The organism is Novosphingobium gossypii, assembly GCF_050433305.1.
GTDB classification, from domain to species: domain Bacteria; phylum Pseudomonadota; class Alphaproteobacteria; order Sphingomonadales; family Sphingomonadaceae; genus Novosphingobium; species Novosphingobium gossypii.
Window position 1 is genome coordinate 90,058 of record NZ_JBNPXM010000005.1, and the last position, 14,025, is coordinate 104,082.

Below are 14,025 nucleotides of genomic sequence, written 5' to 3' on the forward strand. Positions count from 1 at the left end.
CGGCTGTTGCTCGCGATGCGCAACGGCTGAAATCGCTTACGGCTCCCTGAAACGGTTCAGATAGGCATTGTCGGGCGAAAGCAGGATCGTCTTCGCGCCGTTGGGATTTTCGGGCGTCCCCTTGCCGAATGCCACCGCATAGCTCTGCATGCTGCGGTAGAAGTCGTAGAACTGCGCATCCTTGCCGAAGCTGTCGGCATAGATCTTGGCGGCACGGGCATCGGCATCGGCGCGGATGATCTGCGCATCGCGCTGTCCCTGCGCTGTGATCGTCTTGGCTTCTTCCTGACGGCCCGCCTCCATGCGCACGAAGGCGGCGGCCAGCGCGCCTTCGGGCAGGTCGGCGCGCTTGATCCGCACGTCCACCACCTGCGCGCCGTATTCGGCGGCTTCGCGGTCGAGCAGCTTGCGGATGTTCTCCATCGCCGCGCCGCGTTCAGCGGTCAGCAGCGACTGGAACGTGCGCTTGCCCAGTTCCTGGCGCACGACCGAGGACAGGATCGGCTCAAGCTGCTGCGTCACCCGTTCGGTATTGCCGGCAGAGCGCACCATCTTCACCGGATTGACGATGCGATAGCGCGCATAGGCGTCCACGTTCAGCCGCTGCTGGTCGGTGGAGAGTACCTGCTGCTGCTGCATGTCGACCGACAGCAGCCGCTTGTCGATGCGGATTACCTGTTCCACCAGCGGGATGCGCCAGTGCACGCCCGCGCCGGTCTGGCCGTAATCGGCATTGGCGACGTAGGGGTTGTAGACGCGCACCGGGCGACCGGTCTGGACAATCACGGCCTGTTCGTCCTCGGGCACCACGATGGCGCTCATCAGAACGCCCACGACGACGACGCCCGCCGCGATCCACGCGGCCTTGTAATCCTGCCACAGGCTCATCACTGGCCTCCTGCAGGGTTTGTGGAGGTGGGGGCGGCAACCGATATGTCACCGGGCGCTACGGGCACGCGGCGCTGCATCGGCGGCAGCGGGAGGACGGCATTGGCGCCCTTTTCGCCGACCACGGTATCATTGTCGGACAGCACGCGTTCCATCGTCTCGTAGTACATCCGGCGCTTGGTCACCTCGGGGGCGAGCCTGTATTCCTCATAGACCTTGTCGAACGCGGTTGCCTCGCCCTGAGCGCGGGCGATGACCTGCTGCGCGGCGGCGCGCGCCTGCGACCGGTCGCGCTCGGCGTTCTGCTGGGCGACGTTGACGTTGTCGAACGCGTCCTTGGTCTTGGCGGGCGGATCGGCCTTCTTGATCTCGACGCCCTGGATGGCGATGCCCGAACGGTAGAAGTCGAGGATGCGCTGCATCCGCTCCGACACGTCCTGTTCTACCTGCGCACGGCCCGCGCCCGAAAGCGCCTGCCCCAGCGTAACCTGCGCGATGGATGCGCGCATCGCGGCCTCCGCCACTTCCTGCACGGTTTCGTCCGGGTCGGCGAGGCGGAAGGTGTAGTCCTTCAACCCCTTGATGTTCCAGCGCACCAGATAGCTGAGATCGACCAGCGACTTGTCGCTGGTGAGCATCAGCTTCTCGTTCTCGTTGTCGGGGATCATCACCACCTGAAACGAGCTGGTGTCGATCACGTTCACCTGCTCGATCGGCCAGGGCAGGGTCAGGCTGACGCCGGAATCGATCGTGCGCGAATACTTGCCCAGCGTGGTGACGACGCCCTGTTCCTTGGGGCCGAGCATGTGGACGCTGGAAAAGCCGAGCACCACCACCACGGCAGCGGCGATCCCCAGCGGCAGCCAAGATTTGCCGTCCGGGCGCTGCGGGAACTGCGGGAAGCCGCCGGGCACGCGCGGTCCACCGCCACCGCCGCCGGGGCGCCGCTGTTCGCCGCGCTTGAAGATGTCCTCGATGCTGGCGGAGCGGCGCGGCGGCGTGCCGTCTCCGCTGGGAAGCCAGGGATTGCGCGGGCCCTTGCGTTCGGGCGTTTCGGACGCGGGTTCGTCGGGCCGGGCGTCGGGCGTCTCGCCGTCGGAACCATCGCCGCCGTCCGAGCCGTCCCCGCCATCACTGCCGCCGCCGCCCCAAGGGCTCTTGCGGCCTGCCATCCGGGAAATTCCCGTTTCGTCCCCCGGCACGCCCGAGGGCATGTCTGTACCACCGATAGCTTTCATGAGCCTATCTATAAGTACCCGTCCGCCAATTAATAGGCCCTCTCTTGCCCTTTTTCCCTGCGTGCGCCACCTGAGCGGCGACGGGGTTACGCGAGTTACCCCTCTTTCTCCGTCATCCCTGCGCGGGCGGGCATCCATCCGGAGGTCTCGCACGCGGCACTGGTCAGGAGACGGGTTTCCGCCTGTGCGGGAATGACAGGGTTTTTGCATCAAGGAGGCAGTCAAGTGAGCAGCGGTACGGCAAGCGACGGCGAAGACCTGAAAGCCCTGCTGCCGCCCGCGGCTGCTGCCCGCCTGCAGTCGTTGCGCAGCGCAGACGGCACCGCCACGCTGGTCCTCGACGCCAGCGCACTGGACGCCGCGGCCCGCGCCGCTCTGGAAGCGCAGGTTCGCAGCGCGCTGGGTGCCAGCGTCTCCGAAGTGCGCGTCGCCATGATGGCCGACAAGGCAGAGCCGGAAAAGCGCAAGGGCCCGCGCATCCTTGCGGTGGGGTCGGGCAAGGGGGGCGTGGGCAAGTCCACGCTGTCCGCCAACCTTGCCGTCGCGCTGGCGCGGATGGGGCGGCGTGTGGGGCTTGTCGATGCCGACATCTACGGTCCGTCGCAGGCGCGGCTGCTGGGCACCGAAGGCCAGCGCGCCACGGCGCACGAAGGCAGGCTTGTCCCTGTCGAAAGCCAATGGGGCGTGCCCGCGCTGTCGATGGCGCACTTGTCCGCTTCGGGTCAGGCGATCGCGTGGCGCGGGCCGAAGATCTCGGGCGCGCTGCTGCAGCTGGTCGAAGGGCACTGGGACGGGGCCGAGGTGCTGGTCGTCGATCTGCCGCCCGGCACCGGCGACGTGCAACTGACGATGCTCCAGCGCTGCAAGCCGGCGGGCGCGGTGATCGTCTCCACCCCGCAGGATCTGGCCCTGATCGACGCCACCCGCGCGGTGGAGCTGTTCACCAAGGGCGGCGTCCCCATCGTCGGGCTGGTGGAGAACATGGCCGGTTACGCCTGCCCGCACTGCGGCGAGGTGAGCGACCCCTTCGGCTGCGGCGGCGCGGAAAGTTCGGCGCGTGAAATGGACGTGCCGTTCCTGGGCCGCATCCCGCTGGACATCGCCATCCGCCGCGAAGGTGACGCCGGAACCCCCACCGCAGCCGGCACCGGGCCGCAGGCAGAAGCCTTCACCGCTGTTGCCGCGCAAGTGGCGGCGTGGCTGGACGCGCATCCCTGATGCCCCTCAGCCGACGCGGCGTGCTGATCGGGGCACTGGCGGGCGGCGGTCTGGCGCTGGGCTACATGCTGCGCCCCCGCAGCTATCCGCTGCCCCTGCCCGCGCGCGAGGGTGAGTTCGCCTTCGACGCGTGGATCAGGATCAGCCGCGAAGGCGTGGTCACCGTCTCGGTCCCGCAAGTGGAGATGGGGCAGGGCGTCACGACGCTAATCCCGCAGGTCGTCGCGCACGAACTGGGCGCGGACTGGCGACAGGTGGGGGCAGAGCCCGCGCCCGTCAGCCCTGCCTATGCCAACCTTGCGCTGGCGGCGAAGTGGGCGCCCCTGTGGTTGCCGCTCGTGCCGTCGCTGGCCGACGATGCGGACGACCTCATCACGCGGCGCTGGGCCGAAGGGCAGGTCTTCACCGTCACCGCCGACGGCACCGAGCTGGCCGCCTACGAAGGGGCCGCGCGCGCCGCCGCCGCTTCTGCCCGCGCGATGCTGGCGCAGGCCGCCGCCGCCCGCTGGAGCGTTGCCTGGGAAGAGTGCGAGGTCGCCGACGGCTTCGTCACGCACGAAGGCAAGCGGCTGCCCTTTGGCCCGTTGGTAGGGGAGGCCGCGCGCTACTCTCCCCCCGCAACGCCGCCTCTGCGGCCGCAGCCGATGGCCGAAAGGCCGGGCGAATTTCCCCCCGGCGCGCCGCTGCGTTATCCCCGGCTGGACCTGCCTTCCAAGGTGGACGGGACGTGGACGTTCGCGGGCGACGTGCGCCTGCCGGACATGGTCTTCGCCGCGATCCGCCACGGCCCGATCGGGCGCCGCACCTTCCTGTCCGACCTCGACGAGGGCACGGCAAAGGATATGCTCGGCTACCTGCGCACCGTGCGCAGCCCCGAAGGCGAAGCCGCGTGGGTCGCCGCCGTCGCCACCAGCGGCTGGACCGCAGAACAGGCGCTCGCCCGCATGGAGCCAGGCTTTCGCGTCGCGGCGGGCGTGGAGTCCGATGCGGTCGACGCGGTCATGGACGAGGCGCTGCACAACGCCGACGCGCATCGCATTCACGCGGCGGGTGACGCATCGCTGGTAACCGGGCGCCTGCCGCTGCAGCTGGGTTATGAAGTCGCGCCCGCGATCCACGTCACCATCGAAACCGCCGCTGCCACCGCGTGGCTGCACGACGGCAGGCTGGAGGTGTGGGTGGGCACGCAGGCCCCGGAAGCGACGCGGCAGGCCGTCGCCCGCGCGCTGGGCATGAACGTGCGCGACGTCGTGCTCTATCCCGTCGCCATCGGCGGCAGCTTCGACCGGCGGCTGGAATACGGCCACGCGGTGGAAGCCGCGCTGATCGCCCGCGAAGTGGGCAAGCCGGTCCAGCTGACATGGTCCCGGCGCGAGGAGTTCCGCGCCGGCCTTCCCCGCGCGCCGGTGATGGCGGTCATGGCCGCGCGCCCCGATACCGCTGGCCAGATCGCCGGATGGCGGGCGCGCATCACCGTGCCCGCAACCGCGCGGGAGTTCGGGCGGCGCCTGTTCCACCACGAAGCACCCTTCGACGCGCTGGAGGCGGTGGCGGGCGATGCCGATCCGATGGCGCTGGACGGCGCGATCCCGCCTTACGCCATTCCCAACGTTGCGATCGACCATGTGCCCGTCCGCGTCGGCCTGCCCACCGCCCGGATGCGCGGCAACGCCCACGGCTGGACCGCCTTCTTCAACGAGAGCTTCGTCGATGAACTGGCGCACAAGGCGGGGCGCGAGCCACTGTCCTACCGCATGGCGATGCTGGGCCACGACCCGCGCCTTGCCGCCTGCCTCCAGCGCGTGGCGGCGCTGGCGCAATGGGGTGGCGGCAGCGACGCCAGCGGGCAGGGGCTGGCCTGCCATGTGATCGGGACCGGCCGCATAGCCGTCGTCGCCAGCGCCCGGCGCGAAGCCGACGGCGTGCGGGTGGACCGGCTCAGCGCGGTTGCCGACGTGGGTCGCATCGTCAACCTCGACATCGCGCGCCAGCAGGTGGAGGGCGGCCTCGTCTTCGGCCTTGGCCTCGCGCTCGGCTGCTCGGTTCGCTATACAGGGGGGCGCCCCGATGGCGAACGGCTGGCGACGATGGCCCTGCCGACGCTGGCGGACTGCCCCGCCATCGACGTCGATTTCATCGAAAGCGCCGAAGACCCCGCCGATCCCGGCGACCTCGGCACCGCAGCGGTCGCGCCTGCTGTTGCCAACGCCCTCTTTTCGGCGACGGGCCTGCGCCTGCGCCGCATCCCCTTCTTCGCCGAGGACATATGACGCCAACCCCCCAGTTCCCTCAGGGCCATCCCGCCGTCGCCACCGGAAAGGTCGGAGTTCTCATCGTCAACCTCGGCACGCCCGATGCGCCGACGCCCGATGCGGTGCGCCGCTATCTGGCGGAATTCCTGTCCGACCGGCGTGTGGTGGAAATCCCGCCGATCGCGTGGAAGCCGATCCTTCACGGCGTGATCCTGCGCACCCGCCCGGCGAAATCCGCCCATGCTTACCGGCAGGTCTGGACGCCGCAGGGCTCGCCGCTGGCCGCGATCACCGCCGCGCAGGCGCAGGCCCTTCAGGAGCGGCTGGGCGCAGGGGTGCAGGTCGATTGGGGGATGCGCTATGGCAATCCGTCCATCCCGGCGCGGCTGCAGGCGCTGAAGGACGCCGGGTGCGATCGCATCCTGGTGGCGCCGCTCTATCCGCAATATTCGGGCGCGACGACTGCATCCGTGATGGACCGGGTGGGGGAGTCGCTGGCGTCGATGCGCTGGCAGCCGGCGCTGCGCACCCTGCCGCCCTATCACGATGACGACGCCTACATTTCCGCGTTGGAGCAGGACGTTACGGCGCATCTGGCCGCGCTGGGTTTCACGCCGGACCTGCTGCTGCTGTCCTACCACGGCATGCCCGAGCGCACGCTGCATCTTGGCGATCCCTATCACTGCCACTGCCGCAAGACATCGCGCCTGCTGACCGAGCGGCTGGCGAAAAGCGCGCCGGGCCTGCGCATTGAGACCAGTTTCCAGTCCCGCTTCGGCCGGGCAAAATGGCTGGAACCCGCGACCGAGACGGTGCTTCAGGCCGAGGCGAAGGCAGGCACCCGTCGCATCGCGGTGCTGGCGCCGGGCTTTTCCGCAGACTGCGTGGAAACGCTGGAGGAACTGGCGATCCGGGGCCGCGAGGTGTTCGTCGCGGCGGGCGGGGAAGAACTGGCGGTGCTGCCCTGCCTCAACGACCGCGCGCCCGGCATGGCGATGCTGGAAACGCTGGTGCGGCGCGAGCTTTCGGGCTGGGTTGCAGCAATTTAACTGTCCTGCCGCGCGCATCCGTTTCACCCCCGCACCTATACTTAGGGGCGATTCTGTAACGATGCGCGATGCGGACTACCTGCAGCCGGATTTTGCCTACGGCGGCCCGGCTTCCTCGGCGCCTGCCGGCGGCGGCGGCGTGCAACTGGCGATCTACGCCAACCGCGCGCACCTGCGGGCCAGCCTGCGCGAAGATGCCGATGCGGCGGGCTTGCGCATTTCCGCCGCCGCGCCGCTGGCCGATCTCGTCACCCTGGGCGATGGGCTGGCGCAGGCGCGGCTGGCGGACGTTGTGCTGGTGGACTGCCCGCAGGTGGACGCGGGCGTGCTGGCCGCGCTGGCCCGGCTGGACCTGCGCGCTGCCACCGGGACAACACGGCTGATCGTCTCCACCAGCGTCGATGCGCTGGACGATGTGTTCGCCTGCATGGACCAGTCCACGCCGGTCCTGCTGGTCGATCCCAACCGGGCGGAGCGGGTTCTGGCGCTGGGCCGGGTGCTGGCGACGATGCCGTCGGGCGCCGTGCGTGAACTGTCCGAAGACGACCGCCTGATGCTGCTGCGCCTGACTGAGCAGGTGGGCCAGATCGCGGGACGCATGGACCGGCTGGACCCACGCGGCCCCGGTCTCTCCGCCACGCCGCCGCCGCCCGCCCCGCCGCAGCCGGCATCGCTGGCGCCGGGGCAGTTGCCCGATGCGCGGCTGGTGCGCCGGATCATCCGCCAGCGCCAGTTGCGCGCGCGGTTCATGAATGCCGACCTGTTCGCCGACCCCGCCTGGGACATGCTGCTGGACCTCGCGGCATCGCGGCTGGAGGGGAAGCGGGTATCGGTCACGTCGCTGTGCATCGCGGCAGGCGTGCCCCCCACCACCGCTTTGCGCTGGATCGGCCAGATGGTGGAGGCGGGCCTGTTCAGGCGCCTGAACGACGGCACAGACCGGCGCCGCGCCTTCATCGACCTGTCTGAGCGGGGCGTGCAGGCGATGTCCCGCTACTTCGCGGAAATCGCGCTGACGGGGCCGATGCCGATCTGAAACCCCCGATCTGGACTTCGACGCGGCACATGCCGTGCCTGTGGCGCTTGCCCTCGGGACGGTATAAAGGCGCGCGGATGCTTCGCCTTACCGACATTACCCTGCCGCTCGACCATACCCCCGCCGATCTCGACGCGGCGGTGGCGCAGCGGCTTGCCATCGCTCCCGCCGATCTGGAGCGCGTCAGCGTGTTCCGCCGGGGCAACGACGCGCGGCGCAAGAACGCGATCAAGCTGGTCTACGCGCTCGACGTCGTGGTGAAGGACGAGGCCGGGGTGCTGGCCCGCCTTGCCGACGATCCGCACGTCCGGCCCACGCCCGACATCTCCTACAGGTTCCCCGTCCGCGCGCCCGAAGGCTGGGCAGGGCCGCGCCCGGTGGTGATCGGGGCGGGGCCATGCGGGCTGCTGGCGGCGCTGATCCTGGCGCAGATGGGTCTAAAGCCGATCATCATCGAACGCGGCAAGGCCGTGCGCGAACGCACCAAGGATACCTGGGGCCTGTGGCGCCGGTCCGAACTGAACCCGGAGAGCAACGTCCAGTTCGGAGAGGGCGGGGCAGGCACGTTCTCCGACGGCAAGCTCTACAGCCGCATCAAGGATCCGCGCCATCTGGGCCGCAAGGTGTTGACGGAGTTCGTGAAAGCGGGCGCGCCGGAGGATATCCTCACCGAAGCGCACCCGCACATCGGCACCTTCCGCCTCGTCACCATGGTGATGTCCATGCGCGAGACGATCGAGCAGCTGGGCGGTGAATACCGCTTCGGCACCCGCGTGGAAGACTTCGAGATCGCGCAGGAGGACGGAGAGCGTCGCCTGAAGGGCCTGCACCTCTCCACCGGCGAATTCCTGGAGGCCGAACACGTCATCATGGCCGTGGGCCATTCCGCGCGCGACACCTTCGAGGTTCTGCACAATCGCGGCGTCCACATAGAGGCCAAGCCCTTCGCCATCGGCGTGCGCATCGAACACCCGCAGAGCTGGGTGGACAAGGCGCGCTACGGCCCCTGCGCGGGCAACCCGATCCTGGGCGCGGCGGCCTATGCACTGTCATACAAGGCGAAGAACGGGCGCACCGTCTACTCGTTCTGCATGTGTCCCGGCGGGCGCGTGGTGGCCGCCACCAGCGAGGAAGGGCGCGTCGTCACCAACGGCATGAGCCAGTATTCGCGTGCAGAATTCAACGCCAATTCCGGCCTGGTCGTCGACATCAGCCCGGAGCGCGACTTCCCCGGCCATCCGCTCGCCGGCATCGAACTGCAGCGCCGGTTCGAGGAACTGGCCTATGTCGCGGGCGGATCGAACTATCAGGCACCGGGGCAGAAGGTGTCGGACTTCATGGCCGGGCGTCCCTCCACCGAGTTCGGCGAAGTCACGCCCAGCTACCAGCCGGGCGTCCACCTGACCGATCTGGCGCAATGCCTGCCCGACTTCGTGATCGAGGCCATCCGCGAGGCGCTGCCGGTGTTCGGGCGGCAGGTTCCCGGCTACGACCACCCCGATGTCGTCATGACCGGCGTGGAAACGCGCACGTCCTCGCCGGTACGGATCGGCCGGGGCAGGGACTGCCAGAGCCTGAACACGCGCGGTCTCTATCCGGCGGGCGAGGGGGCGGGCTATGCCGGCGGCATCCTCTCCGCCGCCGTCGACGGCATCCGCGTGGCGGAAGCGCTGGCGCTGGAGCTGGTCGGAGCGTGACGGTGGGCGCAAGCGGGCACTCCCCCGCAGCATACGACGTCATCGTCCTGGGCGCCGGGGCCGCCGGGCTGTTCTGCGCTGCCACCGCCGGGCAGCGCGGACGCCGCGTGCTGCTGATCGACCATGCGCCCGAACCGGGGCGCAAGATCGTGATTTCCGGCGGCGGGCGGTGTAACTTCACCAATATCCACACCGCGCCGGATCGCTACCTGTCGAACAATCCGCACTTCGCCAAGTCGGCGCTCAGCCGCTACACGGCGGCGGATTTCCTGGCGCTGGTGGAAAGCCACGGCATCGCCTGGCACGAAAAGACGCTGGGCCAACTGTTCTGCGACGGGTCGGCCAAGCAGATCGTCGCCATGCTGCTGGACGAATGCGCGAAGGGCGGCGTCGATCTGCGGTGCGGCCAGCCGGTGGGAGCGGTCGATCATGCCGACGGCCTCTACCGCATCTCACATGGCGCTCAGCAGGCGACGGCCCCGGCGCTGGTGATCGCCACGGGCGGCCCCTCCATCCCCAAGATGGGCGCGACCGGGTTCGCCTATGACCTTGCCCGCAAGTTCGGGCTGAAGGTGGTGCAGCCGCGCCCCGCGCTGGTGCCGCTGACGCTGCCCGGCGACGAGGCGCTGTTCCGCGAACTGTCGGGTGTCTCTACAGAGGTCATCATGCGCGTCGGCGGCAGCAAGGCTGCGTTCCGGGAGGCGGCGCTGTTCACCCATCGCGGGCTGTCCGGCCCGGCGATCCTGCAGATCTCCAGCTACTGGAAGCGCGGCGACACTCTGACCGCGCAATTCCTGCCCGACCGGCGCGACGGCTGGCTGCGCGAACTGAAGCGCGATCGCCCGCGCCAGTCGCTGCGCAAGACGCTGGGCGAGGGGCTGCCCGAACGACTGGCCGATGCCCTGCGCGAACGGCTGGGACTGGACGGGGAACTGGGTGCGCTGACCGACAAGGCGCTGGCCGCCGCCGAAAACCGGCTGGCGCGCTGGCCTTTCGTGCCCGATGGCTCCGAAGGGTTCGCCAAGGCCGAAGTAACCGCAGGCGGCATCGACACCGCCGAGCTTTCATCCAAGACGATGGAATCGAAACGCGCGCCCGGCCTCTACGCCATCGGCGAAGCGGTGGACGTCACCGGCTGGCTGGGCGGCTACAACTTTCAGTGGGCATGGGCCAGCGCCCGCGCCACGGGGCTGGCGGTCTGAACCCGGTCAAAGCGTCATCAGGATGGCGTGCCGCTCCGCCCCGTTCCAGTCCAGCGTGGCTTTGAGCAGCGCGATGGTGGTGGCACAGCGATTAGCGTCGCCGTCTTCGCGCATGGCGGTCTGCACCTGATCCCCCGTCAGTCCGGTCTGCCTGACCACCTGCCGCACCAGTTCCGCCGGCACCGTCGCGCTTGAGGCCATCGCCTTCGCCGGCGGGCCAAGGGCGGTGCGCTGCGCCAGTTCGGCGGCGAAGCGGCGTTCCTGCGCCCGCATGGGCGGCGGAACCAGCGTCGTCGGCAGCGGGGCGTGGCGTTCCATCATCGCCCGGCAGGCGGCAGGGCCGTTCGCACGAGCCGCTTCCAGCAGGGCAAGGCGAAGGCGCATCGTCGTCTCGAAGTCCGCGCCGGTCAGCCGCCGCCCGTTCAGGTAGATCCGCTCACGCACGAGGGCGAGGCCGGTATCGATGGTGCCCTGCCGGTCCACGTCGCCATCGGCGGAGAAGACGACGTGCTTCGACAGCGTCACCGCCAGATCGGGCTGGTTGCGGCTGAGCCACTTCATGTCGTTGCCCGCGCCGAACACTTCCTCCGCCGTGGCTTGCAGGGCGCTGCGCCGGGCCTCGGGCTTGGGATCGGTCAGGCTGATGAGGAAGCCGAGCAGGAGCAGCCCGCCGAAAATGAGCAGCCCGGTCGGCCAGCCGCGCACTGTCTCCCACGAAGCGACGCGCTGCGGATCGAAGCGATCCTCCAGTTCGGGGAAGTTCCTGCGGATGCCCGCCAGCAGGCCGTGCACGTCGCCGCCCGCAGCGCGCAGATGCCGCGAGAGGCCGGTTTTGCCGGGGCGCGACAGTTCGGTCCAGGCGCGGTGGTAGCGGTGATCGCGGTCCTGCACTTTGGCCGAGAACCTCTGCCCGCGCAGGCGTGCGCCAAGGTAATCGACGGCAGGCCGCGCATCGATACGCCCCCATTCGCGCTCCCACCCCAGCGCGGCGGTGGCCGGTTCGAGCAGCGGCGCGCTGCGTGGCCACGCCTGCACGAGACGGTCCGCTAGCCACTGTTCCAGTTCCGCCTGCCGATCTATCGGCGCCCATTGGATCGCGTCGAGGACGCCGTCCAGCACTGTGTGCGCCGATGCCTCGTCGAGCTCGTGTCCGGCTTCGAGCAGCGCGGCAAGGCGGGCGAAGGGAGATTGCAGCGCCTCTGCACCGATGGCCGGGGCGGCATCGTGTCCGGTGAGCAGCGGCGGTTCCAGCGCATCGTTCAGTTCGGGCAGCAGTGGGGCCGCAGGGCGGTCCGTATCTGCCTGCGTGAAGCCGGGCGTCAGCGGGGCTGCCATAACCGCCGCAGCATCGGGCGCGGGCGTGGTGAGTGCCGGTTCCGGCCCCCCTTCCCCGGCAAGGACGAAGGGGGTAGGGCCGGCGGGCGTGGGACCGTGTTCGGGCTCGGGCTCGTCTTCCGGTTCGGGCCGGCGTTCAGGTTCCGGGCGCATCTTCGCCAGCCGCAGGGCGGTGTCGCGGGCTTCGCGCAAGTCTGCATAGCCCGCGACGTCGGCGTCAAGGTCCATCGCCTTGATCCGGGCGGCATAGGCGCTGCGGATGGCGCGGGCATCGCCCGTCGGCGCGATGCCCAGGACGGACCACGGGAAGCTGTCTTCGGTCACCGCAGGCGCATCACAGCGGGCCCATCATAACGGACTGGCACGGTCGAGTTCGTCCAGCCGCTCGACAAGGAAGTCGCGTGCCTCGGCGATGCGGCGCGGATCCTGTGTGTCGAGCGCGCCGACGAATTCGGTGATCCACTGTCCGATGGTCTGTCGCAAGGCGCCGATATGGTCTTCGTAGCAGCGCTCGGCGCGAGCGATGAGGGCGACGTTGGCGGCTTCTTCGCGCGGGTGGAACTTCAGCTTCGCCAGCGCGGCACGGCGACGGTCGATGTCTTTCGGATCGGGGCGGTCTTCCTCGTCGACGATGACGAGGTTGCGGGTGGTGCCGCTTTCCGGGACGTGAACGTCGATCTCCAGCAGGCCCGAACTGTCATAGGAAAAGCGCACTTCCGCGCTGACTTCTCCGGCCGGGCGGGCGGGGACGGGAACCTGCAGCGTGCCCAGCCTGACATTGCCGGACACTTCGCGCGCCTCGCCCTGATAGATGCCGAACTCGATCTGTTTCTGGCCGTCTCCCATCGTATGATACGTGCTTACGCGGCTGACCGGCACGGGCGTGTTGCGTTCGATGATGGGGGAGAACAGCCCGCGCTGCAGGCCGCCGTAACGGTCATGCTCGGCCACTTCGACGCCCAGCGTGAAGGGGCATACGTCGGTGATGCGGATTTCTTCCAGTGCCGCATCGCGCCCCACCAGGCCCGCCTGCATCGATGCGCCCAGCGCCACCGCATGGTCGGGATGGACGGAGGAATTGGGAAAGCGACCGAACAGGCGCGTGATCGCCTTGCGCACCACCGGCATGCGGGTAGCGCCGCCGACCAGCACGATGTCGGAAAGTTCTGCCGCTTCGATGGAGGAATCGCGCAGGGCCCGCACCACCGGATCGCGCAGGCGGCGCACCAGGCTTTCGCAGGCGCTTTCGAACTCGGCTTCGGTAATCGTTGCGGACAGGCGCGTTTCGTTCACGGTAAGCGCGAATTCGGCCTCGCTCGCGGTGCTCAGGGCGCGGCGGCAGGTTTCGGCGGCGCGCTTCAGCAAGGCGTCGCGGCGTTCGGCGGGCAGGGGGTCCAGCAGTCCGTCCGGGTCCAGCCGCCCGCGCGCGAACGTGCTGAGCGCGTGGTCGAAATCGTCGCCGCCCAGCCGGTTGTCGCCCGCAGAGGCGCGGACTTCGACGATGCCGTCGAACATCTCGACGATGGAAACGTCGAAAGTGCCGCCGCCAAGATCGAAGACCAGGAAGGGTTCACGGTCGCCCTTGTCCTGCAGGCCGAAGGCGAGGGCGGCGGCGGTGGGCTCGTTGATGAGGCGGCGCACGGTCAGGCCCGCCAGTTCACCTGCGCGGCGCGTGGCCTTGCGCTGGCGGTCGTTGAAGTAGGCGGGGACGGTGATGACGGCCTCTGCCGGTTTCTCCCCGGTCAGCGCCTCCACGTCGCGCACAAGGGCCGAGAGGATCAGGGCGGAAAGGTCTTCGGCGGTATAGTCCCTGCCTGCCAGCCGGGCATTGCGCTGGGTGCCCATCAGGCGCTTGAAGCTGGTGGCGGTGTCCGCCGGATGCGCGGCCATGCGGTCCAGAGCCGGGGTGCCGACCCACAGCTGCCCGTCCGCGCCGATGCTGACGGCGGAGGGGGTGAGGAGGCCGCCCAGCGCATTGGGCACCAGCTGCGCCGTACCGTCGCGCCAGATCGCGACCGCGCTGTTGGTGGTGCCAAGGTCGATCCCGATCAGCATCGCGATCCGCCCGTCATGTTGAGAAGCACGCCATTCCCCGAAGATTCAACAAGTC

10 protein-coding genes are annotated in these 14,025 nt (G+C 69.4%); 6 read left to right on the forward strand and 4 right to left on the reverse strand.

Annotation, left to right across the window (positions count from 1 at the left end):
- Positions 1 to 36: 36 nt before the first annotated feature.
- Positions 37 to 891: a protease modulator HflC gene (hflC, locus tag GGR40_RS11320; RefSeq protein WP_429276342.1), complete on the reverse strand. Its 855-nt coding sequence runs from the start codon at positions 889 to 891 to the stop codon at positions 37 to 39.
- The gene (gene hflK, locus GGR40_RS11325) at positions 888 to 2,060 is read right to left on the reverse strand and encodes a protease modulator HflK (protein WP_429276536.1); all 1,173 of its coding nucleotides are present in this window, start codon (positions 2,058 to 2,060) and stop codon (positions 888 to 890) included. The genes hflC and hflK overlap by 4 nt, the downstream gene beginning before the upstream one ends.
- A 258-nt stretch (positions 2,061 to 2,318) precedes the next feature.
- On the opposite strand from hflK, the gene GGR40_RS11330 reads away from it, so the two are divergent.
- From GGR40_RS11330 to GGR40_RS11355, 6 genes are all read left to right on the forward strand, one after another.
- Positions 2,319 to 3,344, forward strand: a complete 1,026-nt coding sequence (locus GGR40_RS11330; RefSeq protein ID WP_429276343.1) for an Mrp/NBP35 family ATP-binding protein — start codon at positions 2,319 to 2,321, stop codon at positions 3,342 to 3,344.
- Entirely contained in the window at positions 3,344 to 5,614 is a 2,271-nt protein-coding gene (locus GGR40_RS11335; protein WP_429276344.1) for a xanthine dehydrogenase family protein molybdopterin-binding subunit, read from the forward strand. Before GGR40_RS11330 ends, GGR40_RS11335 begins: the two co-directional genes overlap by 1 nt.
- On the forward strand, positions 5,611 to 6,645 hold the full coding sequence (gene hemH, locus GGR40_RS11340; protein WP_429276345.1) for a ferrochelatase: 1,035 nt from the start codon (positions 5,611 to 5,613) through the stop codon (positions 6,643 to 6,645). The genes GGR40_RS11335 and hemH overlap by 4 nt, the downstream gene beginning before the upstream one ends.
- Before the next feature lie 61 nt (positions 6,646 to 6,706).
- On the forward strand, positions 6,707 to 7,681 hold the full coding sequence (locus GGR40_RS11345; protein ID WP_429276346.1) for a MarR family transcriptional regulator: 975 nt from the start codon (positions 6,707 to 6,709) through the stop codon (positions 7,679 to 7,681).
- Positions 7,682 to 7,758: 77 nt separating this feature from the next.
- A complete protein-coding gene (locus tag GGR40_RS11350; RefSeq protein ID WP_429276347.1) occupies positions 7,759 to 9,378 on the forward strand; it encodes an NAD(P)/FAD-dependent oxidoreductase in 1,620 nt (539 codons plus the stop codon).
- Positions 9,375 to 10,580, forward strand: a complete 1,206-nt coding sequence (locus GGR40_RS11355) for a BaiN/RdsA family NAD(P)/FAD-dependent oxidoreductase (protein WP_429276348.1) — start codon at positions 9,375 to 9,377, stop codon at positions 10,578 to 10,580. Before GGR40_RS11350 ends, GGR40_RS11355 begins: the two co-directional genes overlap by 4 nt.
- A gap of 6 nt (positions 10,581 to 10,586) precedes the next feature.
- Here GGR40_RS11355 and GGR40_RS11360 read toward each other — a convergent pair whose 3' ends face one another.
- Together GGR40_RS11360 and GGR40_RS11365 are read right to left on the reverse strand one after the other, a co-directional pair.
- Positions 10,587 to 12,239, reverse strand: a complete 1,653-nt coding sequence (locus GGR40_RS11360) for a hypothetical protein (RefSeq protein ID WP_429276349.1) — start codon at positions 12,237 to 12,239, stop codon at positions 10,587 to 10,589.
- A 24-nt stretch (positions 12,240 to 12,263) separates the two neighbouring features.
- Entirely contained in the window at positions 12,264 to 13,970 is a 1,707-nt protein-coding gene (locus GGR40_RS11365; RefSeq protein ID WP_429276350.1) for an Hsp70 family protein, read from the reverse strand.
- Positions 13,971 to 14,025: the final 55 nt, after the last annotated feature.